We start from the raw sequence: 26,489 nt of genomic DNA on the forward strand, positions 1-26,489 counted from the left end.
GACAGATCGCTGTACCTATCTGCCGCCGATCGCCAGCACGGGTCGGCGATTGGCGAGAAGTGACTACAGTGAACACCGTATCAAGGGGCGTACTCGAGCGGCCGTCAACGTGGGACAGCTCTACAGGCGTGGATAGACGTTCCCGTGTCGACCGTTCTTCTCACTCCCGCGAGAGCGTCCGAACGGCCCGGTTCGCTTCCAGACGAACGCTCGAGTTCATCGAACCACCGACAGACAATTGCTCTGTCCACAGTTCACACTCGGTGGCTGGCAACGGACACCAGAAGACAAAAAATCGAACCCGTGTAGCGGGTGGCCGCTACATCAGGTAGAACAGTGGGAACAGGAAGACCCACACGATGTCGACGAAGTGCCAGTAGAGTCCGAAGAACTCGACTGGACGGTGGTCCTCGAGGTAGGCATCGACGCTGATGATCCGGTAAATCATGAACACGGCGATGAGCAGCCCGAGGATCACGTGGAGTGCGTGCAGGCCGGTCGTGACGAAGTAGATGGAGTGCTCGAGACTGGTCCACCAGTACTCGTCAATTGCGAACTTGTAGGAGTACTCATAGGCCTTGACGCTCATGAACACCAATCCGAGCAGGAGCGTCGCACCCATCGCACCAAGCAGCCCGCGCTTGTTCTGTCGCTCGGCGAAGACGAGCGCGAGGATGACCGTGAAACTCGAGGTCAACAGCACGTAGGTGTTGAGTAGACCTGGCCAGGAGGCGAACGGAATCGTCTCCCAGTTGCCCCAGCCCATGTGGAGGCGCATGAAGACGAACGCCCCAATGGCAGCGCCGAAGACGACGACGTCGGACGCCAGGAACACCCAGACACCGAACTTGGTGTTGCCGACTCCGCCGAACGGCCATCGTTCCGCGATCGGCGTCTCGGGAACGTTGAACTCTTCGACGCCGAACTTGAACAGCGTGAATCCAAGGATCGCCACACCGAGTGCCGTAAGCACAGGGTAGATGATACTCGGTTCAGCGGCAGTGCCGACGAGCGCATCCGGTGCCGTTCCGGTCCCTTCAGCGAACTCGACCATGTACGGCGTGAGTCCCGAGAGCCCAAGGAAGAACACGAAGGTCCCGAGACCGATTCCGAGAGGCCAGATGCTGGCGTGGTCTGCGTGTTCTTCGTCGTGGGCGTGGGTTGCGGTCGTCGTCTCGTGACCGGTCGCAACGCCACCGTCAGTGGCTGCTTTCGAGTCGTCAACGAACTCGAGTCGACCGCTTGCGTAGCTTGGCCGGTCAGTCCAGTTCTCCAGCGGCGGGGGCGACGGAATCGCCCACTCGGCGGTACGGGAGAACTCCCACGGGTTGTCGGGCGCTTCTGGTCCCGACACCCAACTCTTCGCGAACGTATAGAACATGATCAGGAACGATGCGCCGAGGACGAACGCCCCGACAGTCGCAACCTGATGATAGAACTGCGTTCCCTCGGTGTAGGTGAAGACGCGGCGTGGCGTCTCCCATGCGAGGAACATCGGGAAGTACAGCATGTTGAACCCGATGAAGTAGACGGCGAAGTTGAGTTTGCCGAGCGTCTCGGAGTACATTTTCCCGGTGATCTTCGGCCACCAGTAGTAGAGGCCGGCGATCAACGCCGTGACGCCCGAGACCATCACGTAGTGGAAGTGGGCGACGACCCAGTAGGTGCCACGGAACTCGTAGTCAAGCACGACCGCGCCGAGGAAGACCCCGGTGATGCCGCCGAGAATGAACAACACGAGCGCGCCGAGGCTGAACAGGAACGGCGTCGTGAACCGAACCCGTCCCTTGACCATCGTGTAGATGAGCGCGAAGACCATCAGGTCGAACGGTAACGAGATCCCGATGGTCGTTGCCATCATCAGCGTCTTGATCTCGAGGTTAATTGTCGTCAGGAACATGTGGTGCATCCAGACGAGGAACGACTGAACGGCCACGAGGACCATCGCGATGATGACCCACTTGCGGCCGACGAGTCGTCGGCCGGTGAACGTCTGGAACGTCTCGAACATGATCCCCAGCGCGGGGAAGAAGACGATGTACACCTCTGGATGGCCGAAGAACCAGAACAGGTGGCCCCACAGCAGGCCCGATCCCTGATCAGTCGCGAAGTACTGCGTCAGGAAGAGCCGGTCGATCGACAGCAACAGCAATGCGGCGAGCAGTGCTGCGAACGCAAACAGCATCATCCAGACCGTCAGCAGCCACGACCAGGAGAACATCGGCATGTTCCAGAGGCCGAGCCCTTCCGCACGGGACCGGTGCATGGTGACGAGGAAGTTCACCGTCCCAATCGTAATCGAGAAGACGAACAACATCAACGCGAGCACAGTCGCGTTACTGCCGGTTGTCGCTTCTAGTGCGGGCGTGTACGTTGGCACGTTCAGTGGGGCGTACATCGTCCAGCCACCGGAGAACGCACCTCCCTGGAAGAACGAGAGTCCGATGAGGATTCCCGAGAACAGGTAGAACCAGTAACTCAGCGCGTTCAGCCGGGGGAACGCGAGGTCCTTTGCACCGATCTGGAGCGGGATAAAGTAGTTCGCGAACCCGGATGCGATCGGTGAGAGGAACCAGAAGACCATCAGTAGCCCGTGGGCGGAGACGGCCTGGTTGAACTGGTTACCGGACAGAAGTCCTGTGCCACCGGCCTCCCAGAGGTGGGCTCGGAACACAAGCGCAAGGATTCCACCAAACAGGAGGAAGAACATCGACGTCGCCAAATAGAGGATTCCGACATCCTTGTGGTTCGTCGTGACGAGCCACCGCTTGATGGACGTCATTGGCGGCAGATCACTCATCAGTTCTCACCTCCGTCGTCGTTCTCATTGTCTTCTTCATCGGTAGTTTCGTCGTCGTTGTCATCGTCATCACCGTCTTCGGCGGCGTCACCGATCGTGTAGGTTTCGCTTGCCGGGCTGGTGATTTCGATGGTGTCTTCGATCGTCTCGAACTCGTCGTCGGCGAACGTGATCGTCAGATCGTACTCGCCACCCTGTTCGATTTCATCGATGGAGACCGTGCCGTCTTCGAAGTCACTGCCGTCGCGAGTGTACTCGAGGTCAGCATCGTACTCGTCGTTGTTCTGGTGGACGAGTTCGACCTGGAAATCGTCAGTGACGTTCGTAACCGCTTCACCGTCTTCCGTCTCGATAGTGATATCGAGCGCCAATTGGCTGTCGAGCCACGTATCGAACTCGTCTTCTTCCATGACCTGAACGGTGCCGAGCATGTTCGAGTGGAAGTCACCACAAAGCTCGTAGCACTTAATCTCGTGCTGAGCACCGGGTTCTTCGGCCATGAACCACGTTTCGTCGTACTCACCGGGGATCGCGTCCGCTTTCACGCGTAGATCCGCGATCCCGAACGAGTGCCAGACGTCGCCCGCAGTCACCTCGATTGCAACCGGTCGGTCAGCAGGGACGTTCAGTGTGTTCGTCGCTTCGACGCCATTTTCGTACTCGAAGTGCCAGGCGAACCCGTCACCTTCGATATCGACTTCGATCGGATCCTGTTCGAACTCGTCCTGTGGATCCTCGACGTACAGGAGCATCCCGTACGTCCAGATCACGAGCGAAATAACGATAACGGCGCTGATACCGAACGATAGGAACAATTTTTTTCCGCCCTTTCCACCTGTCGGTAACTCCCCGAGTGTGGGCAGTGAATCGTCTTTCGGCTCGTCGGTGTCACGATATTTGTACGCGTTGTACAATGTGTATGCGACAACGACGACACCGACGAGCGTACCGAGTCCGAGGAACACCACGAAGATGTCTCCGAACACGTCTGCGCGCGTATCTGCCTGCATCGGGGTCGTAAGTGCGCTGTAGATTGTATTCACCTCTTTTGAAGACCGCTTATATGACGGAGGATGGTTGCTGGGGCCACTTATCTATTTGGAAACGATTTGACGGGCTGTCTTCCCGGTTATACGTGTGTCAACATCTCGCTTCCACACAGTGCCATGCTACCACCAGTCCGCAGTCTTTCAACGACTCCTTGGACTCAGGGCCCTTTTTTCTATCGCTGCAGTCGTTGATTTCCATTGGAACGGACACGTCTTCTCGGTCAAAAAAACGCCACAGGGCGAACTTGTTCGGATGGTGTTCAACTATCTATCACGTTTGTTCGAAACATTGCCGCCATCTACTACCCAACTGTGCTCGCGCGCACCAAGAAAAAATATCACGGCATCCGCTTTCCTCCACAGTGCGATTTAGCAGAAGGTTCTATACGCAATAGCCCAAAGGAAACAGCATGCCAGAAGAAGTCCTCTTCAAGTTCGAACAGCGGATGGAACGCGGCGACATCGCAACCTACCTTCGTACCGTCGCAGATAGCCTCGAAAACGGCGACCCAATCTCGATCGAGGCTGGCGGAGAATCAGTAACGATGACCCCGCCAGCACGACCGACGTTCGAGATCAAAGCCGAACGAGAAACCTCGAGTTCCGCACCCGATAAACCGGGCGAGCTTGGGCTAGAGTTCGAACTCGAATGGAAAGAAGGCGATGACGACTCCGACGCTGGTGACCTTTCTATCGAGTAGGTGCTGTGATCGGTCGACTCTAGTAACAACTCAAACGGTTTCTATACCGATTGCACAGCCGTCGGGCGATCGTGTGCACTGACGTTCAGTGGCTACTATCGGCGCTGCCTGGACCATTGCCGGTGATACCGTTGGACGGCAGTTAACGAGAAGTCGGCCGTGGCACACGATCGTCCCCGAACGCGGCGGCCGGGTTCAAGCACCAACTCTTCGAATCGTTGTGACCGACAGTGTTAGCGACACCTACAGTTCGACGACCCAAACGCGAACGTCTGTCGGGAGATCATAAACACGCTGTACGATCGTATCGAGACACTGGGCGATCCGATTGGGGTCTGCTTTCGCGCTGATCTGGACGTTGACGCCCTCTGCATCGTCGGGACGGTGGATCTCGTCGATTTTGAACGCTGGAAACTCGCCCAGAACGGATTTGAGTGTCTCGAGTTCCTTGTCAGTGCAGTCGAGATTGATCAGCCCATCGCCGAACTGGAGCCACGGCACGCCAAGTGCTGGGTCGGGGCCGTCGGAGTCGCTGTCATCGAGCGCTGTCTCGTCGACCTCGAGCGTCAAAAACCCGCTTCCGCGGTGGCGGTGGGCAGTGATAGCGTCGACGTACAGTTTTTGTCGCTCCGCAGGATCAGCTGCGTCGAAGCGCGTCATACAACGGTGAACGCGCTCACGTCTTTAAGCTGTTATGTGACAGCGATGACGTACACATTTCTTTAAGCCTTTATGGGAGGGTGGTGAACGGTGGGATATGGCACAGCCACGAATTCTGATCCTGGGTGCACCCGGGGCAGGAAAGGGGACCCAGAGCGCAAACATCACCGACGAGTTCGATGTCGACCACATCACCACCGGTGATGCACTCCGAGCGAACAAGGACATGGACATCTCCGAGATGGACACGGAGTACGACACGCCACGCGAATACATGGACCAGGGCGAACTCGTCCCCGACGAAGTCGTCAACGCCATCGTCGACGAAGCGCTGAACCAAGCCAACGGCTTCGTGCTCGACGGCTACCCACGAAACTTAGAGCAGGCCGAGGAACTGCAGGATATGACCGACCTCGACGTCGTTCTCTACCTCGACGTCGGCGAAGACGAACTCATCCACCGACTGACCGGCCGACGGATGGACCCCGAGACGGGCGACATCTACCACGTCGAGTACAACCCACCGGAGGACCCCGAGGTCGAAGAACGCCTCGAGCAGCGCGACGACGACACCGAAGAAACCGTCAAGGAACGACTTCGCGTGTTCCGTGATAACACCGAGCCGGTGATCGAGTATTACGAGGACGAAGGTGTGCTCGAGCGCGTCGAGGGTGAACAGGCTCCGGACGACGTCTGGGAAGACGTGAAGGCGACGATCGAAGACGCGGCGTAGATCAGTTAGTCGTCTTTGATGTCGATCTTGTGCTCGGCGAGATTGAGATAGGTGAGTTGTGGTGCTGGTTCGTATCCTTTAGGAATTACGTCAACGTTTGTGTTCTCAAGGCCGACCGGCGTTATACTATTTGAGGCAGAATCGAATGCAATCGAATTGGCAACGATCGCACCATCGAAGCCGACATTACCAGCGCCGCTGAAATCAACTTGATAGTCATCATCTTCGGGATCGAATTCATCACTTGCAACATAGAGGAGTCCTTTGAACGTGCTACTCGAGTCGTGAAAATCGACAGTAGATGTAGATGTGCCATAAAGTTGGATAGTTTCTATACTATCATTATCATCGCACGTTGGTTCCACATCATCGTGAAGTTCGAAATCGCCCCGCGCATATATCTTCAGACTATGTTCTCCGTCTCCACAGTCAGACACAGTAATCCCTCCATTCTCGGTCGTCACACTGCCGTTGACAACAACGACTGCATCACCATCTGTGAGATTAAAATCGTATGACTCAGTGAGATTTTCTTCATAATACTCGCCAGAGAAATTAGTGGTGGTCGAATTTAATCCGTTAATCGATTCGTTCTGTTTAAAATCCGTATTCAGTCGCTGGATCGTGCTGTCTAGTGGAGGAAACTGTTTTTCGGACACATCTCCGAGGTCGGTCCCTGATTGATGTTCGTCAATATATTCTTCACTTGGTACTGCGACACCTGTGGAGAATGCACTGCTAATTTCGTCGTATCCAAGTCTAACTTTGAGTTTCCCGTCGTTGTTCTCGGCACCGTAGCAGGCCTGCTGTACGGTTAGATCACCGGCCTGCTCCACGAAGTACTCCTCCCAGCCCAGGCAGTACTCGCTTTTGACCTCTACGAACACGTGATCGTTTGCGACATAATTTCTCGGCTCTGGCTTTACGTCGGTTCGAGTCAACTGTATATCTCCCGATCGAAGCGTCTTCTCTTCAGTGAGCGTGACGACAGGGAACGACAGTGTAGAGGTTCGGCTATCGTAGTTGATCGCTGGTGCCGAAACGACTCGCGTTCGCTCACCAGTCTCGTGGAAGACACCGCCACCTTCGTAGGCGATTTTCGTCCCGTCGTCGCTCTCGTATTCGATCGTTCCGATCGTCCCATCAGAAATGTTCGTTCTGTTCTCGCCGGAGTAATCCTGTGACCAGATCTCGTAGGTCGCCGAGTCATGGTGTGCGATCGCACCGTGTTCTCCTGCTTCCAACTCTAGCGAGTGAGAAACATCGTCAGAGGCGGTTGCGGTCGAAATTCCATGGCTCAACTCGACGAACGTCTGTTGGACCCGTTCCTGTTCGGACTGCTGCTCTGCGCCGCTGATAGCATCCCCAGCAACAAGAAAAATTCCGAGACTCCCAATCGCAACCATGCCAATCAGAAGGACGATCCCGATCAGCGTCGATTGCGCCCGCCCCGACAACATCGTCGTTTCGGTCCCGCGTGGTGCGCCCATGTATTCTGTTTCGACAGTCATCATAATAATATAATCGGTCAATCCATCCGTTCTAGCTTAGCGACTGACTGAGACGGTGATCACGCCGAAATTGCGTCGGATCTGACCGCTATCATACCGAGATAGCTGCTGTTCCNCATCCGTTCTAGCTTAGCGACTGACTGAGACGGTGATCACGCCGAAATTGCGTCGGATCTGACCGCTATCATACCGAGATAGCTGCTGTTCCAGCAACCCAGCCGGTTCTTGGTCATGTCTCCCGTCGAAGGCGGCGCACTCGCGGTCGTGAGTGCGCCGCCGTTCTAGAGCCGTCGCTGATCAGTCCGGGCGATCCAGCCCGTCTCGTCAGGCGAGTTCGTTACCAGAACTCGCCTGACTCCACCTGTTCACGTAACCTCGGACGGTGTGGATTTGGATCTCGTGACGACCACAGCAACAACGAATCGAGATCCGGTAGCTCGTACCCCAGATCCAGCATCAGGTACAACTGGATCAGATGAGCGTGCCGTTCGACAGCGTGTGAACATCGTCGTCGAGGAAGCCGCGTCGACGACGCCGAGGCGTCGTCGGCGCAGTCTCGCTGGTTTGCGTCCAGTTTCTGGAGTTCGTCGACGATAACCCGGCTCATCAGCAACGAGAGTGCTGCCATGATGATCAGTGCCTCGATGATGTAGGCGTCGGTCGTGTTGATCTCGTCCAAACCGAACCGTGATTTGAGTTCTTTGAACAGCAGTTCGATCTCCCAGCGCGCCCGATAGAGCTGTGCGATATCGGGCGCGCGGTAGTCGTCTCTGTCCAGATTCGTCAGGTACAGATGATACTCACCGCTGTCATCGTTACGAACGCCAACTAATCGGAAGGGTCGGGTCGCGCTGGCGCCCGACCCTCGTTTGCGGTCGAATGAGAGCGTGATCTGTACGTCGATTTCCTGTCGCTGCAGGTCGTCCAGGACGGCCTGCAGCGACTGCCCTTCCAGCGGAATGCTGTTCCCTCGCCACGTACGGAGTTCTTCAACGATCTCGAAGTCTGCGTTCGCTTTGACGCGAGAGACGAACCAGCCGTCATTGGCGTCAATGCGGTCGAACAGCCAGAAATCGTAGTAGCCGAGATCGAACAGAATGAGAGCGCCAGCTACCCACTCTCCGGTGGGTAGCTGGCTCCGTTCGTGGGTGCTCGCGTCGGTTGTCTGGAATCGCGTCGGAAGCCCAGTCGAGAGCGATTCGGTGAGGTGGAGTTTCGCCCCGGCTCGGTCGTCATCGAGTGCGTAGACGTCTCTGGCGTCTTGATAGAGCGAGATGACTGTCGCGTCGACGATGAGGACGTCTCGAAATCGTTCGAGACGTCCGCTGAGTTCGGTTCGACCCGTATCGAGATTCTCGATTGCATCATCGAGAATCTCTCGAAGAAGTGCAACGAATCCCGGTTTGANCTCGAAATCGTTCGAGACGTCCGCTGAGTTCGGTTCGACCCGTATCGAGATTCTCGATTGCATCATCGAGAATCTCTCGAAGAAGTGCAACGAATCCCGGTTTGAACCAGCCGTGAAACGTCGCATACGAGAGTTCGTCACAGTCAGCCATCTCGACGTAGCGTTCGAGAAACGCCTGGATGGATCGATCAGATCCGGCGGCAAAGCCGAGGGAGAGCGTGTAAAACAGTGCAACGATGTCGAGTTTCCGCTCTCGTTGGATGAGATTCGTTGCGCGAGCACGCTCGCGCAACTCATCAGATGGAAACGCTCTTTGAATTCGGTTCACAACTACTGAATCCGGTGGTGTGTACACACTCTCCACCGGATTCTCACATTCCTAGTAACTGACTATTCTAGCTCGACGTCTCTGGATACCCCGATCTGCTAAACTAGAACGGATGNCACTCTCCACCGGATTCTCACATTCCTAGTAACTGACTATTCTAGCTCGACGTCTCTGGATACCCCGATCTGCTAAACTAGAACGGATGTCGGTCAATCCAACACGTTACGAACAGCGAGACCCCAAAGTTTCGTGTTTCGCCCCCGTTTTGGGGGTCGTTCACCCTCTCGAGTCCGCAGAAACAGTCGTGTATTGTCATATTTCCCATAGGTGAAGATAACAGGCTCTCGACTGACAACCGAAGATAAACACTTGTATACCGAACGTACCCTAGCCCCAAGCAGATGACTCGTACAGCGGAGAAGATCAACGACCTCGTTCGTGAGGATTCCTCGATGGGCGACGCTCTCGAGGCGATCCGCGAGGAAGCCGACAAGAACGGGGGCGAGGTCCAGTGGGCCGACGTCAACGACGACCTGTCGAGTGGACAATGGGGTCGACTGATCGAAAAGGGCGTACTGGTCGACGGCGATGAGGGATTCGAAATCGCCGATCGTGAGGCCTACGACGAGGCTCTCGACGGTGACGGCGACGGTGGGAGCTTCGACACCGATGTCGATATCGATGCCGAGGAATCCCAGTGGTCACAGTGGGACAAACTGGCAGGTGTGGGTGCACTCCTGTTGATGTTTGGCTACTGGATCGAGTCCGTCCGGGATACGGTGGGCGGTGCGCTCGATATGTTTCTGGGGCCGCTCGATGCCGCGCTGCCGTTTTATGCCGTTATTCTCTCCGTGGCATTGCTGACCGGACTGTACTCGACGCTGCTGCAGGCAAACCTGATGAACCCCGAAATCATGGGGAAGTATCAAGAGCGGATGAAAGCGATGCAGGAGAAACAGAAAGACGCCCGCAAGCGCAAGGAAGAAGCCGAGGAACGCGGCGCCAGCGAGGCCGAACTCGAGCGCCTCGACGAGGAACTCGACGAAGTTCGCGAAGAGCAGATGGAGGCCATGGCGGAGAACCTCGGGATGTTCAAAGAACAGTTCCGACCGATGGTCTGGATCATGCTGTTTACCATTCCGTTGTTCCTCTGGATGTACTGGAAGATCCACGGGGTTGGCGTCGGAAGTGGTGAAGCGACGATCATCATGCCAATCGTCGGCGAGACGAACTGGAGTTCAGGACTGCTCGGCCCGATGCCGGCCTGGATCCTCTGGTATTTCCTCTGCTCGATGGGCTTTACGCAACTGCTGCGAAAGGCACTGAACATCGACATGACGCCGTCGACGGCCTGAGTTCGCGTCACTCTCGAGGAAGAAGACATCCGTCCGGCGGTCGGTTCGGATGGGTGTGTTCGACTGCAACTCGGTTCGTTCGAACCCGCCTCTCTGTCGACCGATTCAAAACCCATTTTACCGGCCGCCGCGCAGTTCGAATATGTTACTCACCGTCTCAGGCCCGCCGGGCAGCGGGAAGAGCACCACTGCGGAGTTGCTCGCCGACGCATTTGATCTCGATCACATCAGCGGCGGTGACATCTTTCGAGAACTGGCCGATGAACGCGGCTATACGCCGCTCGAGTTCAACAAACTGGCCGAGGAAAACGACCAGATCGACCGCGATCTCGACCGACGGCTTCGGCGTATCGCCGTCGAACGAGACGATCTCGTCCTCGAGTCCCGGCTGGCCGGTTGGCTGGCCGGCGAGCAGGCGGATTTCCGCTTCTGGCTCGATTCACCGCCACGGGTTCGTGGTGAGCGAATCGCCGAGCGCGAAGGAAAAGACCCCAAACGAGCGACCGAGGAGACACAGGCCCGTGAGGCCAGCGAGGCAAAGCGCTATCAGGAGTACTACGGGATCGATATTCAGGATCTGACGATCTACGATCTCTCGGTGAATACGGCTCGCTGGGAGCCCGATGCCGTCCTCGATATGCTCGTGACGGCCGTCGGAGAGTACGAAGCCGACGGTGACGAAGGACAGGCGACCGTTCCGATCGACTACGAGTTCTAAGCCGATGGCACCTCACTCTCGTCTCCGTGGCCCACCCGACGAACGGACGCCAGCCGACCTGCTTACCTTCGGTGTCGTCAACCTCGATAAGCCACCCGGCCCGTCCTCACATCAGGTCAGTGGCTGGCTTCGAGACGCCGTTGTCGAGACGCTCTCCGAACGCGGCGCTGACGCCTCGATCGATCAGGCAGCCCACGCAGGCACGCTCGATCCGAAGGTCACCGGCTGTCTCCCCGTAATGCTCGGCGAGGCGACCCGGCTCGCACAGGTCTTCCTTGAGGGTCCCAAAGAGTACGTCGCGGTCCTCGAGTGTCACGCACCGGTTCCGGCCGATGCCGAGTCCGTCATCGCCGAGTTCGAAGGGCCGATTTACCAGAAGCCGCCGCGAAAGAGTGCGGTCTCGCGTCGCCTGCGCGTGCGTGAGATGTACGATCTCGAGGTCCTCGAGACTGACGACCGACAGATCCTGCTGCGGATTCGGTGTGAGAGTGGCACCTATGTCCGCAAACTCTGCCACGACCTGGGGCTCGCACTCGGCACTGGCGGCCATATGGGTCATCTCCGTCGGACGGCGACCACGCCGTTCGATGACACCGATCTCCATAGCGCCTCCGAGTTCCTCGATGCGCTTGCGTTCTGGCTCGAGGACGACGACCCCGAGCTACTCTACGAGGTCGTCGATCCAGCAGAGCGAATCCTCGAGGACATCCCGAGCGTGACGATCGCCGAGAACGCCGCCCGCGAGGTCGCAAACGGGGCCCCAGTGTACGCACCGGGCGTTCTCGAGACCGACGACGACGTTGCCACTGGCGACCTGCTCGCCTGTTATACGCCCAACGGGGCTGCCGTCTGTCTCGGGACGCTGGTCGGCGATCCAGAGGCCGATCAGGGGACTGTGGTCTCACTCGAGCGCGTCCTCGTCTGAGACGGTTTACTGGAGTCACTGACCGCCGAGTCATGCTGGCGATCGGTGAGACACCGGGACAGCAATCCGTATGAATCGAACAACGGAGCCGCGTTCGATACGCGACGCCGTCACGCACTCGTTGTGAAACGACACGCTTAAACAGCAGACAGCCGTCGGATGAGATACGGGACCGTGGGGTAGTGGTATCCTCTGCGGATGGGGTCCGTAGGACCCGAGTTCAATTCTCGGCGGTCCCATATTTTGCGTCGCAAAATTGGGAGCACGAGGTGCCGCGAAGCGGTACCTCGGCAGTCCCACTCAATATTATCTAGATGTTCAACTCCTGGGGCCTCAACCCCCTGAGCCTGCCGAAAATCCAATTCTCGCTTTCGGTATAATTCAACCTGATCAACAGGTTTTGCAGGGGTGGTCGGCGTGACGATCTCGCTCCAGTCGTCGACCGCTGACTCGAGCTGTCGTCACTGTGGTGCCCACGTTTCTGATCGGTTCAGCCGCGTGTTCGGTGACGACGATCGCGTTCACCGCTGTTCTGAGTGCGATACCTACGCGAGACTGAGCCGCGGCTCCGCTGCTGGCGTGGACGTTAGGATTCCAGATCCGGAGACGTCACCCGGCCGCCACGGAGGTGAGGCCAATGCGTGAGGGTTCGTTCGTTCCCGCAAGTCAGCTGTACGATGTCGGGAATCAGACGCCCATCGCCCATCCGGCCCACCACGCGACGGACGGCGACGTTCGTCGTGCGCTCGAGCAGCAAAAGAGTCGGGCTGAGGAGAGTTCCGATCAGCTAAACGATCGGAACTCGGTCCCTCCACAGGGACAGTCGGACCCCGTTCCGATCAATCGGATTACTCCATCCGGCTACCGGCGAGTAGCGTACGGCGTACAGCAGTCGGTACAGATGGCGATGATTCGGTTGGCATCTTCTATGCCACTCATAGAGTGCCTGCGGTCTGCTAATGGCTTTGCTGTAGTACCCAACTGGTTAGGACCGCTTCTCGATCGATCGGGAGAAGCAGACACTAATCACAAGCCCGGTGGTGCGCGATGAGTGTCGACAGCGACCGCGATGGTCGCAATATCGAGACAGAACTCGAGAGTCCAGCAACCGGTCACTTCGGCATTCCCGTTGACGCGAAGTGCGTGGGCTGTGGGCGCGTTCGAATCAAACGTGCGAGCCTCGAGAAACTGGATTAGGAGCCACACGTCGATCCAACCACGCTCGAGGCGAGTGATCTCACGTCGTTCAAGCACGTGTGTCATCCTTGCCGTGGCGCAACGTGGTGGACTCCGGTCGCCGTGCTGACCGGGCTGCTCAAGTCGGGACTCATCGACGATGGGCCGACAGATCACCCCCACTTGGGCCGATATGAGCCGTTGAGTGAGCCGAAAAAACGAGGATTTCGGGGGTCGTGTGGACGAGCATTCGAATCAGAACCGACGGCGACTACGCGTATCGACGAGACGCAATCGAACGAGCAGCTGACGTCTACGACTGCAACAGGACAAAGGCCGTGGTCAGTGCCTGCGATGACGTCCCCCACTTTGTCCGCGCGATTCAGCAGGTCCTCGAGCGCGATGATCTCACGCTCAAGCAACGCCGGGAGATCGCCGAAACGCTCTCGACGAGAGCGATGACTTTCGAGGTCGAGTCGGAGATCGTCGTCGACACCGATTAGAAAATATCGCCGATCGCGATCTTCGCCTGTTGGGTCCCGCGGTGATCCCCACCGCCGTGCCATCGGAGCAGCGGGAGATCGGCCGCACGAACCATCTTGTCCTTGACGACCGTCAACCCGCTGCGGCCGTGGGGACGGTAGACCACGAAACAGTACCAGCCGTCCGCCCGCCGTAGCTTCTCGTGGTAGGCGCGGTAGACTTTGAAATTGCCCGGCTGGCCGTCGGCGTGCTCGAGCATCGTTGATTTGATCTCGACTGGCGTGCCGTTCTGGAATCGAGCGTCATGCCAGCTGGCGCGCTCGAGAGCGAACCGACGCTTCCGCGCCATCCGCTTTTCGCAGATTGTTCCGAAGTGGTTGGCTCGCTTCGATCGGTTCACGGTGCCCTCCGTTCGTCTCGCCAGCGCTGGTCGGCTCGAGCACTCGACCACGTGAAGAACGCCGCGAAGAACAGCGCGCTCACTCCCAGTCCGTATGCGGTCGTCGCGATCGACGTGATCGCGACCGTGTCGAGCCGCCGATGACCGCGAGGGTTTGTCTCGAGAAGACACCGCGCTCGTAATCCATCCGTAGTTCGTGGGCGACATCGACAACGGTGAACCGAGCAACGCCGATCAGATAGCGGAGGGCGACAGCCATGCCGGTCACATCCTACGCGCTCGTCGCGCGCCTTTATTATTTCCTCGCCATCATCGCGTTGTCCGGCAGCTCGAATTCGTGGGCCGTGGGCTGTGGGCTGTCGTCGGCCGACATCACGACCCACCCCCGAGCACGTTCAACAGCACCGCCAGGAGCACGACGACGGTCTCCACGTCGGTCCAGTCTTCGGGCGTGCTTTCGTTGGTCAACCAGCCGATCAACAGGATCGAGATCGAGAGGATGAACGCGTCGGTGCTGTCCGTCCCGTGGGCCGAGTAGAGCGAGCCCACGACAACTTCGAGTGGCGCGCTGAACTGAAGCGTGCCGACCGCACCGATTGAGAACGACGCCAGCACGAACAGCGGGGCGAGAATACTGTCTGTCAAGTCGATACCGTCTTCCTGACGAACCGAGTCAGGGACGTGCTTCTGCGGGAGGCGTACTACCAGACGACCAGCCGGTTTCCCCGCGCTGACAAAACCGTCAGGAAAACCTCGGGAACACCTTGGGTTTCCCGTCAGTCACCAACTTTTATGAGATGGGGGATTGCCCGCCTGCTATGGCACTGAACAAACTCCGCCAGCTGGATCAGGATTCGGTCGGCATCACGCTCCCGAAAGACGATGTTCGTCTCGAGGGCCTGTTAGATGAGAATGGGCGGCTCGAGGGCGAACATCACGTTCATATTCGGCATGAAGGAGAGGGAGAATGGTCGCTCGAGTTGCTGGAAAGTTATAAATAACGGTGGTTAGTTACGGCTCGTAGTTGGCCAGAATTGTCGAAGTACCATCGGATTCCCAGGTGATGGTAACCTCTTCAATCTCGCCATTGGGTTCAATATCGGTACCATCGTCAGATAAAGTTTCATCAACCGAATCGGTTACTTGTATTTCATCAGCTTCTGTTCCAAATTCAATGGTGTCTCCTGCGGTGAAGTCGCCACTACCTAAGTCACCAGTTGCGGTACCATTTTCAGTGTCGACTGTGGCAGTAAGAACACTCAGGTCAATATCGTCTCCACTCGTATGGGAGATACTAACATTTTCACCGTCGTTGGAAGTTTCCCAATCGTACTGTGCCTGGGGTGCACTATCGTCCAGGTCGCCAATATCTAGCACGAACGCCGCAATCACGGCCGCGAGAATGACCGTTATCGCGACCATGAGGATCACGCCAATAACGGGTGACACTGTCCGCTCAGTTTCGTCACCAATAAGTTTTGGTCTAATTTGTTTCAAATCCATTGTTATGGCTCGTACTCCGAAATGATGGTCGAAGATCCGTCACCCTCCCAGATAATCTGATACGTGTCGGAACTATTACCATCGAACTCGTATGTACTACCTGCTGTAATCGAATCACCCCAATCGCCATTGGCTTGACCCTCTGGACTCATAGTTACTGCATCTGGGTTGATGTCATCACCACTCGTCATGGTGACGGTGACATTTCCATCATCATCTTCCCAATCAAACTGTGCTTGTGGAGCACTGTCGTCGAGATCACCAATGTCCAGCACGAACGCTGCGATCACTGCTGCGAGAATGACTGTGATTGCAACCATTAAAATAACACCAATCACAGGCGATACAGCTCGCTCGTCTTCGCTTCCGATTAGCTTGTTTCGATATGTTGTGAGATCCATAGTTGATTTGCGTTTTCACGCACCCGCAACAGTGAGATGACTTCGCTCGAGTGCCACAGTGGCACCCGACGGCGCTCGAGGGAGCTACAAATCGACCCTCAGCGGTGCCGTCTCGTCGTTGCGGTGCTACTTGCAGCCAGTGATGTCTGCATATATATAATTATCCTAAAGTCCAACGTATTGGTGAAAAGAATGTTTTGGAGCGCTTTCAGAACTGATAATTAGGGAGGTGTAGAGACCCTACAGCACCCCCTTGAAGCTACGCAGTCTTGCGGTTTTGACGACTGTTCAACGATACAACACATGTTTGAAGTCTCACATCTGAAACCCAGTCTGGACTGGGACACCCCCGTAATCGACGAGCGCGACCTCGCGCGCACCGACGACGGCGGGGCAGACAGTGATCCGTGGGCGGCCGTCCTCGACTCCAGGCTGTGATGCGATATGCGAGTCAGCAGCCGGCCAACGGCTCCGACGCGGTCTCGAACGCGCTGGAGCTAGACTCCAGCATCGGGAACCATCGCTCTCGAGACGGGACGGCTGCCAGCACGTTCATCGAGACGTTTCGAGAAACAGACGACCATATCGTTGCAATCCTCGACGAGGTCGACGTCCTGGAAGACGAGACACTCCTGTGGGGCTCGGCGATCTGCTGAACGTGACGATCGTCGGCATCACGATCGACGAAGACGACTTCGTCGCCAACTACCAGCTGAATGGGCGGGTCAAATCCCGCTTCTCGAGTGGACTGATACCGTTCCAGTGCTAGCAGTGACGAGTCCCCGACGCGACCGGCGGCTTTAGGTTCCAGCCACGCCGACCACCGAACAATGACGGTCGTTCTCGCTGGTGTCGGTGCCGACAGCACGAACCTCGGGGCACTCGCCCCGCTGTACGATGATGGACGCTTCGAGTACGTGCCAATCCCTGAGAAGACCCAAGCGACAGACGAAACCACGACCCTCGGCTCGTGGGACCTGCGTGCAAGCGAGGGAACTGCGGCGTCGCTCACGAACCGAATCACGCCCCAGCCGATCGGCGATGCCGATAGAACCGTCTCCGGCGACGAACTCGAGTCGTGGCCGTTCCACCGCGATCCGAACTTCGATGCCCTGACCTACGGCGAACATCGAACGAGTGGCTACGTCTCGAGGCTTCGAGCGCTCGAGTCGGGCGATATCGTCGGCTTCTATGCTGGCTTGCGCCGTCCCGATGGCGACCGCGCCCATCGCTATCTGATCGGCTACATGACCGTCGATCGCGTCGATGTCGTCACACCCGAGATGCCCCACGCCGAACGCGAGGCGATCCTCGAGGCCCACCCCGAAAACGCCCACACGAAACGTGCCAGCGATGGCGAGTGCTATCTGGGCAAACCGATCGTGCTCATCGACGGCCGCGAGCACGGCGGGCTGTTCGATCGGTATCCGATCCAGCTCTCGGAGTACTACGTCAAGTCGGGCAACGAACGCGCACAGTACTACCTGCGCGAGGAGATCGCAAACGCGTGGGACGTTCGTGCCGGCGGCGAGAATATGATGTACAAACCGGCCTATCGCTGTGCAGTCTCGAGCGATGCCTTTCGACAGCAGGTCGGTCGCTGCCGAGAGCGCACCGCAGATGATGCAGTGATCGAGTCGACGTAGACTATAGTAACCACTGCACGTCACTGCACACCGCATCGCACGACGAGAGCGCGGGTCGGAGCGTGCGCGGGTCGGAGCGAACGGCGTGAGTGAGAACCGCGGAAACGCGAACGGGGAGGAACGACCCATGAGCGAGAACCGCGAACTGGCGAGCGGGAACGATGTGACCCGTTCGCTGTGCGATGCGTGTGTCAATCGGTTCAGTTGGTATGATCGCTATCAGAGAATCCCGATCGGTCGGTTTCATGTAGTGATAGGTCGTATCCCTCGACAGTGACTGATGAGAATACATCCCGTCACGACCGCATTCGTCGGCATCCAACACCAGGGCCGGGCAACTCGCTGTCTGGGTGGCCGACCGCTCGCAGTCCCGCTCGAGTCGCGATTTCGTATCTCGTCGTCTGGCTTGTCCGGATCTCGCCGAGTCTCCGTCTCAAGCGCTGGCTGTTGCGCCGGCTGGGTGTCACCGTCGGCCCCGGGGTCTCGTGGGGGCTTGAGGCCACGCCGGACGTCTTCTGGCCGGAACTGATCACGATCGAAGCAGAGGCGCTGGTCGGCTACGACGCGACGATCCTCTGTCACGAGTTTCTCCAAGACGAGTATCGGACGGGCGAGGTTCGGATCGGCGAGCGGGCGATGATCGGTGCTGGAGCGATCGTGCTGCCGGGTGTCGAAATCGGTGCGGATGCACGCGTCGCGGCGAACTCACTCGTGACACGCGATGTCCCGCCGAACACGACCGTCGCGGGCGTCCCAGCCGAGCCGATGGGGACAGACGACACCGACGAAAGGCCTCCATCGAAGTCGTAAACACACGACAAGCGCCAGCCCGACGAAAACGAGCACTCGACGAGCAGGGAGAGAAAGAAAAACGAGAGAGCAGCACCGCTTCTCGAGACAACACGCGAAACCGCGTTCGACTCGAGCAAGCGGCGTTCAATCGGAGTCGGTGGGCGAGCCGTCGACTTACAGCGACGACCAGGACTTGCGGGCTTCGTTCCAGGACGTGATGTCTGCGATCCAGCGGGCGGCGATCATCTTTTTGAGGTTCTTCGCGGCGAACCCACCGAAGGTATCGACGGGCAGCATGTCGACGTCGTGGGCGATCGCTTCGTCGCCGACCGAGATGACGGTCCCTTTGTCCTCGTGTTCCCAGGTCTTGAGCGGTCGGTTCTCGATGGCACGGGCGATGTTCTCGCCGGCGACTTCCGCGGCCTGCCAGGCGGCCTGTGCGGTCGGCGGTGCGGGCTGGTCGCCCTGATCGATGATCGCCGAATCGCCAATCGCGAAGACGCGTTCGTTGGTCGTCTGGAAGTTTGCCTTCGTGTTGACGCGGTTGTGTTCTTTGTCGAGGTCGGCCGTCTCGAGGGCGTCTCGGCCCGTGATTCCACCGGTCCAGACGAGGACGTCGTGTGCGAGCGGTTCGCCCTCGTCGAACTCGATGACCTCGTTGGTGGCTTCCGTGATCGGATCGTCCGTATGGATACGGACGCCAGCATCCTCGAGCAGGTCACGCAGCGCCTGCTGGCACTCCGGATCGTTTCCGGGGAAGATTTCGTCGAGCGCCTCGACGAGGTGGATTTCGATCGGTGCACGGTGGTTGTCGCGGAACTCCGCAATTTCGCCGGCAGTCTGGATGCCCGAGAGGCCAGCGCCGCCGATGATGACCTGTGCGGGGTCGCCACGGGTGGCGTCCTGACTGGCCTGTTTGACGGCGTCGTGGATTTCGAGGGCGTCGTCGAGGCTTTTGAGCGTCAGCGAGTGTTCCTCGAGGCCGGGGATGCCGTAGTAGGCGGTCTGGCTCCCGAGGCCGACGAGGACGTAATCGTACTCGACGTCATCGGAGTCGGCCAGTTCGACGACCTGTTCGTCGACATCGAGACCGACGACTTCGTCCTGAATGAACCGGGTCGATGGATCGGCGATCTGATTGATCGGGAACGAGATATCCGAGCGGACGCTTGGGTCACGGATGACTCGGTGTGATTCGTGAAGGACCAGATGATAATCGACATCTGCGATCCATGTGAGTCGTACGCTGCCCCCGAGCTCCGACTGGAGCTTTTTGATCGTCCCGGCACCGGCATAACCGGCTCCGAGTACGACGACGTTCTCAGTCATACCTAACAGTCAGAAACACTACGATACAAAGTTGTTGGAAGGGACATACAGTGTTCTATGTTACCATGCAACACTGTTCGCAGGGTGTGTTGATGGTTCAATCCAGGCGCAGCGTCTATAGAATCCGATTGCCGAACGCGCTCGCGGAGAGTTCCGCTGCGAGCGTCGCTGTTTCGTTCCCTTCGTCGAGAATCGGGTTCACTTCGACGACGTCCATCGACCGGAGCAGTTCGTCAGCTTCGTGACGCCGCGAAACGGCCTCGAGAGCGGCATGGGCTTCCCGATAGGTGACGCCGCCGCGAACGGGTGTTCCGACGCCGGGTGCTGTCTTCGGATCGAGCCAGTCGAGGTCGAGGCTGACGTGAACGCCGTCGGTGCCGGTCGTGGCGATATCGAGGGCGTCGTCGACGACGGATGTCATTCCACGGTCGTCGATATCAGCCATCGTGAAGGCCGTCATCTCGCTGTCGCGAAGCAGGGTGCGTTCGCGCTCGTCGATACTTCGGAGGCCGACGTACGCGATTGATGTTTCGCGGACGCGGGGAGCGTGCGCCCACGCCGACTCGTCGAACGCACCCCGACCGAGCGTTGCGGCCAGTGGCATGCCGTGAACGTTACCGCNTGATGTTTCGCGGACGCGGGGAGCGTGCGCCCACGCCGACTCGTCGAACGCACCCCGACCGAGCGTTGCGGCCAGTGGCATGCCGTGAACGTTACCGCTGGGTGAGGTTTCGGGCGTGTTGAGGTCAGCATGGGCGTCGAACCAGATCACACCGAGGTCGGCACGTCGTGCAGACCCCTGCATCGAACCGATCGACACGGAGTGATCGCCACCCAACACGAGCGGAAACTCGCCGGCTTCGAGGGTCGCTTGGACTTGGTCGGCAAGCCGTGTGCAAACGTCTTCGACCTCGCGAAGGAACTTCGCGGTTCCTCGATTCGGCTGTTTGGCGTCCGGATCGCGCTCTTCTGCTCGAGGAATCGACAGATCTCCCGCATCAACCGGCTCGACACCCGCATCTGACAGGCCGTCGGCCAATCCTGCGTATCGAATCGCCGACGGCCCCATGTCGACGCCGCGGCGATCAGCGCCGTAGTCCATCGGTGCCCCAATAATCCTGACAGTTCGACCCATACGTGTGGTACACCCCGTGACGGTTTGATCGTGGCGGTCACGCGAGCGACAGATTTAGGGTTAGATGAGGCTAAAACAGGGTTACGATGATGCTGAGCGACGTGATGGAAGACTATCTGAAGGCGATCTATCAGCTCCAGCGTGAGACCGATGAGCGAATCAAGACGTCGGCGATCGCCGAGGAGCTAGACGTCACGTCGCCGACTGTCACCAGTATGCTCGACAAACTCGAGGACCGTGGCCTCGTCGACCGCGAAAAGTACCGCGGTGTCACCCTGACTGGCGAGGGCGAAACCGTTGCCCTCGAGGTGATCCGCCACCACCGACTGCTCGAGGCCTATCTGACGGAACATCTCGACTACGACTGGGCGGAGGTCCACGAGGAAGCAGATCGACTCGAACACCACATCAGCGAGAACTTCGAGGCCCGCGTGGCGGACGCGCTTGACCAGCCGACGGTCGATCCTCACGGCTCGCCGATTCCCAGTGCTGACCTCGAGCCACCTGAGCGACCGGACGGCGCATCTGTCACTGAGTTCGATGAAGGCGACGTCGTGATCGTTGAGGAAGTCGCTGACCGTGATGCCGAGGTACTCTCGTATCTTGCTGATCACGGCGTCGAACCGGGGGTCGAACTCGAGATCATGGAAGTCGCGCCCTTCGGGATGGTGACCGCACGCTCGAGCAGTCACGACGATTCCGTTTCGCTTCCCGAATCCGTTGCACACCACGTTCGCGTGGCTGTGCCGGCGGAACTCGAACAATAACGGATCACGAATGATATCCGTACAGGAAACCCGTGAGCGACTGCGTTTAGAGTCAGTCTAACCACTGAGAAATGGAAANAAAGCTATATGTTTAGACGGGACTAATCATTGTTCAATGATGACTCGATACTTCGGTAGTGGAGGTGGAGCCGTCCCATGACGGCACGGTCGATCGACGATCTCCCACGATGGGTGCTGGCTGTTGGTCCGGTGGTGGTTCTCACGGCTGTGTTCGGGCTCCTCTATCTCACGTCTCCGTTCAGCGGCATCGACTCGGCTGACGGGGTGAGTACCGTCGAAATCGTCTGGACGGTGACGATCATTGGTGCGATCGCGGGCATTATTCCAGTCGCGATCGGGATGCTCTGGTTTCCCTTTATCCGGAATCTCGAGCCGAGGTATCTCCACGCGTTTATGGCGCTTGCAGCAGGTGTCCTCGTGTTCATCGCGATCGAAATGATCGAAGAGATCGTCGAGTACAGCGCCGTGGTCGACAGTACGCTCACTTCGGGGACAGTCGCTGTCGTCGGTGTCGGTGGGACGTTCGCCGTGATGTACGTCGCCAGCAAGTGGCGACAGAACAAGATGGCGAGCCAGGACAAAAGCGGGCTCCATATCGCCTACCTTGTTGCACTCGCGCTGGGGCTGCACAGCATCGGTGAGGGGCTCGGAATCGGCGTCGCCTACGTCCAAGGCGATGCGTCACTCGTGATGTTGCTTGTCTTAGCGTTCGTCATGCACAACGTGATGGAAGGGCCAACCATCGTTGCCGCTGTCGCCCGTGAACGGGAAACACCGCCCGTGAGACACTTCGCTATGATGGGGGTCATCGCCGGTGCCCCAGTTATTCTCGGCGGCTGGGTTGGCAGCTTCGCGAACTCGCCGCTGCTCGCAATGTTGTTCTATGCAATTGCCGTCGGGGCGATCATCCAAGTGCTCATCGAGGTCGCCGAACTCATCCGCTTCGACGCCGAAGCCGTTCTGAGCCGGACGAACACGGCGACGTTCGTCGGCGGGTTCGTCCTCATGTTCTTCCTCGAGGACGTCCTCACCGAGTTCGTCCTCGAGGGCTGGCTCATTCCTGTCTGAGACCGTTGGGACGGAGACGGCNGTCCTCATGTTCTTCCTCGAGGACGTCCTCACCGAGTTCGTCCTCGAGGGCTGGCTCATTCCTGTCTGAGACCGTTGGGACGGAGACGGCAATCCACACGCATCCAGACGCTGTGGTAATGGATGAAAATACCGTGTTCGTAAACAATCTCCCAAGACAACGTAAACAGGCACCAACTCACAGACTGCCCCCGAAGCAAAACGCCTTACTACAGGCGGCTCAAACATCAAAATCCTAGCGAAACAACCTGACTCACCCGTCGGGTTTAAGGAAATCAACTACGAATATCCCAGTATGTCATCCATCGAACTCACCCCCAGCCAGAAGAAAATCCTCCGTGCATTGACGAACCTTCACAAGGAATCCGAGTCTGCGATCAAAGGTGAGGATATCGCCGAACAGGTCGACCGAAACCCCGGCACGATCCGCAACCAGATGCAGAGTCTCAAAGCCCTGCAGTTGGTCGAAGGCGTCCCAGGCCCGAAAGGAGGGTACAAACCAACCGCAGCAGCGTACGAGGCGCTCGAAATCCAGCAGATGGACGATCCAGCCTCCGTCCCACTCGAGCACGAAGGCGAACCCGTAAGCGACGTCATCGTCGAGGAAATCGACCTCTCGAGTGTTCACCACCCCGAACTCTGCCGTGCCGAGATCCACATTCAGGGATCGATGGGTGAGATCCACGAGGATGACTCGGTCATCGTCGGACCGACACCACTCTCGAAACTCGTTATCGAAGGGCGTGTCGACGGGAAAGACGACACTAACAACATTCTGATTCTTCGAATCGAGGACATGGTTGCGCCCGCCGAAGAACCAGCACACTGAACGCGCGTTCGGCGCTGACAGCCTATCCCGTCTCCGTTCGTATCAATAGCTGCTTCTATAGTAACAACTGCAACGAGTTACACACTGATCGCACAGCTGTCGTGCGATCAGGTGTGCAGTGACGTGCAGTGGCTACTATCGGAATAGACCAGCGTGGAGTCGCTTACGCACTCGAGGCCATTCCCACCGGACGTTTGCAGCCGAGTTCGCACTGATCGAGTCGTGTGCGACCGAAAAAGGAATGCGGTGCCGTGGTCAGTTCTCGTCGGCGTCGACCGTTGTGGCCGCCGGAATCTCGTCGACGCTTGCGACCGCGTCGCCTGCTTCGACGTCCATGACGATCACGCCCATCGTGTTTCGTCCAACCGTCGAGATTTCGTCGACGCGCGTCCGGACGATCTGGCCGCGCTCGCTCATCATCACGAGTTCGTCGTCGTCAGCGACGGCTTTGACAGCCGTCACCGGCCCGTTTCGATCGCCCGTTTTGATGTCGATCAGGCCCTTGCCGTAGCGCGATTGGGTGCGATACGCCGAGAGGCGAGTGCGTTTGCCGTAGCCGTTTCGAGTGACGGTCAACAGCGCCCGCTCGTCGTCTTCGTCGGTCGCAACCAGTCCGGCGACCGCGTCGCCGTCCTCGAGTTTGATCCCGTTGACACCGCGGGCGTTGCGCCCCATCGAGCGGACTTCGCTCTCGTCGAAGCGGATCGTCATCCCGCCTTCAGTTGCGATGACCAGATCCTGTGAGCCGTCAGTGACTTCGACGTCGACGAGTTCGTCACCGTCCTCGAGGTCGGCCGCGATGATCCCGGTCGAGCGGATGTTGTCGAATGCCTCGCCAGCGGTTCGCTTGACGTAGCCGTTCCGGGTGGCCATCGTCACGAACTCGCCGTCGCCGAAGGCGTCGGTGTCGACGATGGCCGTGATATCCTCATCGGTGTCGAGATCGAGGATGTTGACTGCGGATTTCCCGCGCGCGGTCCGGCCCATCTCGGGGATCTCGTAGGTCTTGAGCTGGTAGACTTTCCCCTGATTGGTAAAGCACAGCAGGTAATCGTGGGTGTTCGCGCGGAACACCGTCGTGACGCGGTCGCCGTCTTTGACGTCCGCGCCGATGATTCCCTTACCGCCCCGTCCCTGCGGGCTGAACTGGTCGATCGGCATCCGCTTGACGTAGTCGTCTTCGGTCATGACGACGAACACCTCCTCTTCCGGAATGAGGTCCTCGTGAGTGACCGTCCCCTGGTCCTCGATGATCGAGGTCCGGCGGTCGTCGCCGTACTCGGCTTTGATCTCGCGGAGTTCGTCTTTGATGACCGCAAGCAGTTCCTGCTCGCTCTCGAGAATCGTCGTCAGGCGCTCGATCTCGGCCTGGACATCCTCGTACTCGGCTTCGATCTCGGCCGTCTCCATCGAGGTGAGACTGCCCAGTTGCATTCGGACGATGTGCTCTGCCTGGGCTTGAGAGAAGTCATACGCATCCTGCAGGGCCGCTTTCGCCGCCGCGCGATCCTCGCTGTTGCGGATCAGTTCGACGACGTCGTCGGCGTTTTCGACGGCCGTTAGTCGGCCCTCGAGGATGTGGGCTCGATCCTCGGCTTCTTCGAGGTCGTACTCACTGCGTCGGCGAACGACTTCGCGCCGGTGGGCGACGTACTCCTCGAGTGTCTCTCGCAGCGAGAGCACCTGCGGCTGGCCGTCGACTAACGCGAGGTTGATGACGCCAAACGTCTTCTCGAGGTGGTTCTCGAGCAGTTTGTTCTTGACGACTTCGACGTTCGCGCCGCGTTTGCACTCGACGACGATCCGGACGCCGTCGCGGTCGGACTCGTCGCGTAGGTCCGAGATTCCCTCGATCTCGCCGTCGTTGACGTTTTCGGCGATTCGCTCGACCATCCGGGCCTTGTTGGCCTGGTAGGGGAGTTCGGTGATGACGATTCGCTCGCGGCCGTTTTTCCACTCCTCGACTTCGAACTCGGCCCGCACGCGGATGCGCCCGCGACCGGTCTTGTACGCCGAGTAGATGGCGTCGCGACCGACGATGTTCGCACCCGTTGGGAAGTCGGGGCCCTTGACGTGCTCCATCAGGTCCTCGACCGTCGCGTCAGGGTTGTCGATGAGTTCGATCGTCGCGTCGATCACCTCACCGAGGTTGTGCGGCGGGATGTTCGTGCTCATCCCGACCGCGATCCCCGAGGAGCCGTTCACCAGAAGGTTCGGGAACGCCGCCGGGAGGACGTCGGGTTCCTGCAGTCGGTCGTCGTAGTTCGCCGAGAAGTCGACTGTATCCTTCTCGATGTCCTCGAGTAACTCCTCGGAGACGGATGCCATCCGCGCCTCAGTATACCGGGGCGCGGCGGCCGGGTCACCGTCCATCGAGCCGAAGTTCCCCTGCCCGTCGACGAGCGGATAGCGCATCGAGAAATCCTGAGCCATCCGGACGAGCGTGTCATAGATCGCGCTGTCACCGTGTGGGTGGTAGTCACCCATCGTCTCCCCGACGATCGAGGAGGATTTGCGGTGAGAAGAGCCACTCGAGACGCCCATCTCGTGCATCGCATACAGGATGCGCCGATGGACGGGTTTGAGGCCGTCCCGGACGTCCGGGAGGGCACGCCCCGCGATGACGGACATCGCGTAGTCGATATACGACTGTTCCATCTCATCTTCGATGCGGACGTTTTCGATCGCCCGTGCCTCTACGTCGGTCGGTTCGGGTACGTCTGAACTCAT

Annotated in this window: 28 protein-coding genes, 1 tRNA gene and 3 pseudogenes; 18 read left to right on the forward strand and 14 right to left on the reverse strand. The window is 58.6% G+C overall.

What is annotated here, in order from left to right:
• Positions 1-319: 319 nt before the first annotated feature.
• Positions 320-2,800, reverse strand: a complete 2,481-nt coding sequence (locus tag C495_RS01260) for a cbb3-type cytochrome c oxidase subunit I (RefSeq protein ID WP_008159268.1) — start codon at positions 2,798-2,800, stop codon at positions 320-322.
• On the reverse strand, positions 2,800-3,810 hold the full coding sequence (coxB, locus tag C495_RS01265; protein WP_008159270.1) for a cytochrome c oxidase subunit II: 1,011 nt from the start codon (positions 3,808-3,810) through the stop codon (positions 2,800-2,802). The genes C495_RS01260 and coxB overlap by 1 nt, the downstream gene beginning before the upstream one ends.
• Before the next feature lie 449 nt (positions 3,811-4,259).
• Here coxB and C495_RS01270 point away from each other — a divergent pair, with 449 nt between their 5' ends.
• Positions 4,260-4,550 carry an amphi-Trp domain-containing protein gene (locus tag C495_RS01270; protein ID WP_008159271.1) on the forward strand — a complete coding sequence of 97 codons (291 nt, stop codon included), beginning with the start codon at positions 4,260-4,262 and terminating at the stop codon, positions 4,548-4,550.
• A gap of 243 nt (positions 4,551-4,793) precedes the next feature.
• On the opposite strand, the gene C495_RS01275 is transcribed toward C495_RS01270, so the two are convergent.
• On the reverse strand, positions 4,794-5,210 hold the full coding sequence (locus C495_RS01275) for a hypothetical protein (protein ID WP_008159273.1): 417 nt from the start codon (positions 5,208-5,210) through the stop codon (positions 4,794-4,796).
• Positions 5,211-5,307: 97 nt separating this feature from the next.
• On the opposite strand from C495_RS01275, the gene C495_RS01280 reads away from it, so the two are divergent.
• Positions 5,308-5,943, forward strand: a complete 636-nt coding sequence (locus tag C495_RS01280; protein WP_008159274.1) for an adenylate kinase — start codon at positions 5,308-5,310, stop codon at positions 5,941-5,943.
• A 5-nt stretch (positions 5,944-5,948) separates the two neighbouring features.
• On the opposite strand, the gene C495_RS01285 is transcribed toward C495_RS01280, so the two are convergent.
• The 3 genes and pseudogenes from C495_RS01285 to C495_RS18585 all read right to left on the reverse strand — a co-directional run.
• Positions 5,949-7,457, reverse strand: coding sequence for a DUF7289 family protein (locus tag C495_RS01285; protein WP_008159276.1), 1,509 nt, complete (start codon positions 7,455-7,457; stop codon positions 5,949-5,951).
• A 334-nt stretch (positions 7,458-7,791) separates the two neighbouring features.
• A pseudogene (locus tag C495_RS01290) lies at positions 7,792-8,856 on the reverse strand (IS4 family transposase); the annotation flags it as partial.
• Between the two features lie 19 nt (positions 8,857-8,875).
• A pseudogene (locus tag C495_RS18585) lies at positions 8,876-9,226 on the reverse strand (IS4 family transposase); the annotation flags it as partial.
• Positions 9,227-9,591: 365 nt separating this feature from the next.
• Between C495_RS18585 and C495_RS01300 the strand changes: the two are divergent.
• From C495_RS01300 to C495_RS01330, 7 genes and pseudogenes are all read left to right on the forward strand, one after another.
• On the forward strand, positions 9,592-10,545 hold the full coding sequence (locus tag C495_RS01300) for a DUF106 domain-containing protein (RefSeq protein WP_008159282.1): 954 nt from the start codon (positions 9,592-9,594) through the stop codon (positions 10,543-10,545).
• 142 nt (positions 10,546-10,687) lie between these two features.
• Positions 10,688-11,263, forward strand: coding sequence for a (d)CMP kinase (gene cmk, locus C495_RS01305; RefSeq protein WP_008159284.1), 576 nt, complete (start codon positions 10,688-10,690; stop codon positions 11,261-11,263).
• A gap of 4 nt (positions 11,264-11,267) precedes the next feature.
• Positions 11,268-12,188 (forward strand): RNA-guided pseudouridylation complex pseudouridine synthase subunit Cbf5, encoded by a 921-nt coding sequence (locus tag C495_RS01310; RefSeq protein WP_008159285.1) that lies wholly within the window; start codon positions 11,268-11,270, stop codon positions 12,186-12,188.
• A gap of 168 nt (positions 12,189-12,356) precedes the next feature.
• Positions 12,357-12,427 (forward strand) — tRNA-Pro (locus tag C495_RS01315).
• Positions 12,428-12,596: 169 nt separating this feature from the next.
• On the forward strand, positions 12,597-12,833 hold the full coding sequence (locus C495_RS18300; protein ID WP_008159287.1) for a DUF7563 family protein: 237 nt from the start codon (positions 12,597-12,599) through the stop codon (positions 12,831-12,833).
• Between the two features lie 402 nt (positions 12,834-13,235).
• A pseudogene (locus C495_RS17135) lies at positions 13,236-13,508 on the forward strand (hypothetical protein); the annotation flags it as partial.
• 104 nt (positions 13,509-13,612) lie between these two features.
• Positions 13,613-13,867, forward strand: coding sequence for a DUF7692 domain-containing protein (locus C495_RS01330; RefSeq protein ID WP_049890112.1), 255 nt, complete (start codon positions 13,613-13,615; stop codon positions 13,865-13,867).
• On the opposite strand, the gene C495_RS01335 is transcribed toward C495_RS01330, so the two are convergent.
• From C495_RS01335 to C495_RS01345, 3 genes are all read right to left on the reverse strand, one after another.
• A complete protein-coding gene (locus tag C495_RS01335) occupies positions 13,864-14,247 on the reverse strand; it encodes a hypothetical protein (RefSeq protein ID WP_049890086.1) in 384 nt (127 codons plus the stop codon). The two genes, C495_RS01330 and C495_RS01335, sit on opposite strands and share 4 nt — an antisense overlap.
• Before the next feature lie 79 nt (positions 14,248-14,326).
• Complete coding sequence (locus C495_RS01340) at positions 14,327-14,506, reverse strand: hypothetical protein (protein ID WP_241430570.1); 180 nt, start codon at positions 14,504-14,506, stop codon at positions 14,327-14,329.
• Between the two features lie 113 nt (positions 14,507-14,619).
• The gene (locus C495_RS01345; RefSeq protein ID WP_049890088.1) at positions 14,620-14,955 is read right to left on the reverse strand and encodes a hypothetical protein; all 336 of its coding nucleotides are present in this window, start codon (positions 14,953-14,955) and stop codon (positions 14,620-14,622) included.
• A 110-nt stretch (positions 14,956-15,065) separates the two neighbouring features.
• Between C495_RS01345 and C495_RS01350 the strand changes: the two genes are divergently transcribed.
• Positions 15,066-15,248: a hypothetical protein gene (locus tag C495_RS01350; protein ID WP_008159299.1), complete on the forward strand. Its 183-nt coding sequence runs from the start codon at positions 15,066-15,068 to the stop codon at positions 15,246-15,248.
• Positions 15,249-15,258: 10 nt separating this feature from the next.
• On the opposite strand, the gene C495_RS01355 is transcribed toward C495_RS01350, so the two are convergent.
• On the reverse strand, positions 15,259-15,750 hold the full coding sequence (locus tag C495_RS01355; protein ID WP_008159301.1) for a type IV pilin: 492 nt from the start codon (positions 15,748-15,750) through the stop codon (positions 15,259-15,261).
• Between the two features lie 2 nt (positions 15,751-15,752).
• Positions 15,753-16,151, reverse strand: coding sequence for a type IV pilin (locus C495_RS01360; protein ID WP_008159302.1), 399 nt, complete (start codon positions 16,149-16,151; stop codon positions 15,753-15,755).
• A 303-nt stretch (positions 16,152-16,454) separates the two neighbouring features.
• On the opposite strand from C495_RS01360, the gene C495_RS18440 reads away from it, so the two are divergent.
• The 5 genes from C495_RS18440 to C495_RS01375 all read left to right on the forward strand — a co-directional run bounded on the left by C495_RS18440 (position 16,455) and on the right by C495_RS01375 (position 18,607).
• A complete protein-coding gene (locus C495_RS18440; protein ID WP_275039958.1) occupies positions 16,455-16,589 on the forward strand; it encodes a hypothetical protein in 135 nt (44 codons plus the stop codon).
• Entirely contained in the window at positions 16,589-16,807 is a 219-nt protein-coding gene (locus C495_RS18305; protein WP_008159304.1) for a hypothetical protein, read from the forward strand. Before C495_RS18440 ends, C495_RS18305 begins: the two co-directional genes overlap by 1 nt.
• Positions 16,786-16,920: a hypothetical protein gene (locus tag C495_RS18445; RefSeq protein WP_275039959.1), complete on the forward strand. Its 135-nt coding sequence runs from the start codon at positions 16,786-16,788 to the stop codon at positions 16,918-16,920. Before C495_RS18305 ends, C495_RS18445 begins: the two co-directional genes overlap by 22 nt.
• A gap of 61 nt (positions 16,921-16,981) precedes the next feature.
• On the forward strand, positions 16,982-17,797 hold the full coding sequence (locus C495_RS01370; protein WP_008159306.1) for an Nmad3 family putative nucleotide modification protein: 816 nt from the start codon (positions 16,982-16,984) through the stop codon (positions 17,795-17,797).
• 273 nt (positions 17,798-18,070) lie between these two features.
• Positions 18,071-18,607 (forward strand): acyltransferase, encoded by a 537-nt coding sequence (locus C495_RS01375; RefSeq protein WP_008159308.1) that lies wholly within the window; start codon positions 18,071-18,073, stop codon positions 18,605-18,607.
• 156 nt (positions 18,608-18,763) lie between these two features.
• On the opposite strand, the gene C495_RS01380 is transcribed toward C495_RS01375, so the two are convergent.
• The gene (locus tag C495_RS01380; RefSeq protein WP_008159310.1) at positions 18,764-19,918 is read right to left on the reverse strand and encodes an NAD(P)/FAD-dependent oxidoreductase; all 1,155 of its coding nucleotides are present in this window, start codon (positions 19,916-19,918) and stop codon (positions 18,764-18,766) included.
• A gap of 115 nt (positions 19,919-20,033) precedes the next feature.
• Positions 20,034-21,053 (reverse strand): arginase, encoded by a 1,020-nt coding sequence (locus C495_RS01385; protein WP_049890089.1) that lies wholly within the window; start codon positions 21,051-21,053, stop codon positions 20,034-20,036.
• A gap of 86 nt (positions 21,054-21,139) precedes the next feature.
• On the opposite strand from C495_RS01385, the gene C495_RS01390 reads away from it, so the two are divergent.
• The 3 genes from C495_RS01390 to C495_RS01400 all read left to right on the forward strand — a co-directional run bounded on the left by C495_RS01390 (position 21,140) and on the right by C495_RS01400 (position 23,759).
• Positions 21,140-21,820, forward strand: coding sequence for a metal-dependent transcriptional regulator (locus tag C495_RS01390; protein ID WP_049890090.1), 681 nt, complete (start codon positions 21,140-21,142; stop codon positions 21,818-21,820).
• A gap of 156 nt (positions 21,821-21,976) precedes the next feature.
• Positions 21,977-22,909 carry a ZIP family metal transporter gene (locus tag C495_RS01395; protein ID WP_008159315.1) on the forward strand — a complete coding sequence of 311 codons (933 nt, stop codon included), beginning with the start codon at positions 21,977-21,979 and terminating at the stop codon, positions 22,907-22,909.
• 316 nt (positions 22,910-23,225) lie between these two features.
• Positions 23,226-23,759, forward strand: a complete 534-nt coding sequence (locus C495_RS01400; protein ID WP_008159316.1) for an Rrf2 family transcriptional regulator — start codon at positions 23,226-23,228, stop codon at positions 23,757-23,759.
• A 255-nt stretch (positions 23,760-24,014) separates the two neighbouring features.
• Here C495_RS01400 and gyrA read toward each other — a convergent pair whose 3' ends face one another.
• Complete coding sequence (gene gyrA, locus C495_RS01405; protein ID WP_008159317.1) at positions 24,015-26,489, reverse strand: DNA gyrase subunit A; 2,475 nt, start codon at positions 26,487-26,489, stop codon at positions 24,015-24,017.

Origin of the sequence: Natronorubrum sulfidifaciens JCM 14089 (assembly GCF_000337735.1) — an archaeon.
Classification (GTDB): domain Archaea; phylum Halobacteriota; class Halobacteria; order Halobacteriales; family Natrialbaceae; genus Natronorubrum; species Natronorubrum sulfidifaciens.

Excerpts from the sequence above, each read along its gene's own strand:
- C495_RS01260 (WP_008159268.1), bottom strand. The coding sequence starts at position 2,800 with ATGAGTGATCTGCCGCCAATGACGTCCATCAAGCGGTGGCTCGTCACG.
- coxB (WP_008159270.1), bottom strand. The coding sequence starts at position 3,810 with ATGCAGGCAGATACGCGCGCAGACGTGTTCGGAGACATCTTCGTGGTG.
- C495_RS01270 (WP_008159271.1), top strand. The coding sequence starts at position 4,260 with ATGCCAGAAGAAGTCCTCTTCAAGTTCGAACAGCGGATGGAACGCGGC.
- C495_RS01275 (WP_008159273.1), bottom strand. The coding sequence starts at position 5,210 with ATGACGCGCTTCGACGCAGCTGATCCTGCGGAGCGACAAAAACTGTAC.
- C495_RS01280 (WP_008159274.1), top strand. The coding sequence starts at position 5,308 with ATGGCACAGCCACGAATTCTGATCCTGGGTGCACCCGGGGCAGGAAAG.
- C495_RS01285 (WP_008159276.1), bottom strand. The coding sequence starts at position 7,457 with ATGATGACTGTCGAAACAGAATACATGGGCGCACCACGCGGGACCGAA.
- C495_RS01300 (WP_008159282.1), top strand. The coding sequence starts at position 9,592 with ATGACTCGTACAGCGGAGAAGATCAACGACCTCGTTCGTGAGGATTCC.
- cmk (WP_008159284.1), top strand. The coding sequence starts at position 10,688 with ATGTTACTCACCGTCTCAGGCCCGCCGGGCAGCGGGAAGAGCACCACT.
- C495_RS01310 (WP_008159285.1), top strand. The coding sequence starts at position 11,268 with ATGGCACCTCACTCTCGTCTCCGTGGCCCACCCGACGAACGGACGCCA.
- C495_RS01340 (WP_241430570.1), bottom strand. The coding sequence starts at position 14,506 with ATGGCTGTCGCCCTCCGCTATCTGATCGGCGTTGCTCGGTTCACCGTT.
- C495_RS01350 (WP_008159299.1), top strand. The coding sequence starts at position 15,066 with ATGGCACTGAACAAACTCCGCCAGCTGGATCAGGATTCGGTCGGCATC.
- C495_RS01355 (WP_008159301.1), bottom strand. The coding sequence starts at position 15,750 with ATGGATTTGAAACAAATTAGACCAAAACTTATTGGTGACGAAACTGAG.
- C495_RS01360 (WP_008159302.1), bottom strand. The coding sequence starts at position 16,151 with ATGGATCTCACAACATATCGAAACAAGCTAATCGGAAGCGAAGACGAG.
- C495_RS18440 (WP_275039958.1), top strand. The coding sequence starts at position 16,455 with ATGTTTGAAGTCTCACATCTGAAACCCAGTCTGGACTGGGACACCCCC.
- C495_RS18305 (WP_008159304.1), top strand. The coding sequence starts at position 16,589 with ATGCGATATGCGAGTCAGCAGCCGGCCAACGGCTCCGACGCGGTCTCG.
- C495_RS01370 (WP_008159306.1), top strand. The coding sequence starts at position 16,982 with ATGACGGTCGTTCTCGCTGGTGTCGGTGCCGACAGCACGAACCTCGGG.
- C495_RS01380 (WP_008159310.1), bottom strand. The coding sequence starts at position 19,918 with ATGACTGAGAACGTCGTCGTACTCGGAGCCGGTTATGCCGGTGCCGGG.
- C495_RS01390 (WP_049890090.1), top strand. The coding sequence starts at position 21,140 with ATGATGCTGAGCGACGTGATGGAAGACTATCTGAAGGCGATCTATCAG.
- C495_RS01395 (WP_008159315.1), top strand. The coding sequence starts at position 21,977 with ATGACGGCACGGTCGATCGACGATCTCCCACGATGGGTGCTGGCTGTT.
- C495_RS01400 (WP_008159316.1), top strand. The coding sequence starts at position 23,226 with ATGTCATCCATCGAACTCACCCCCAGCCAGAAGAAAATCCTCCGTGCA.
- gyrA (WP_008159317.1), bottom strand. The coding sequence starts at position 26,489 with ATGAGTTCAGACGTACCCGAACCGACCGACGTAGAGGCACGGGCGATC.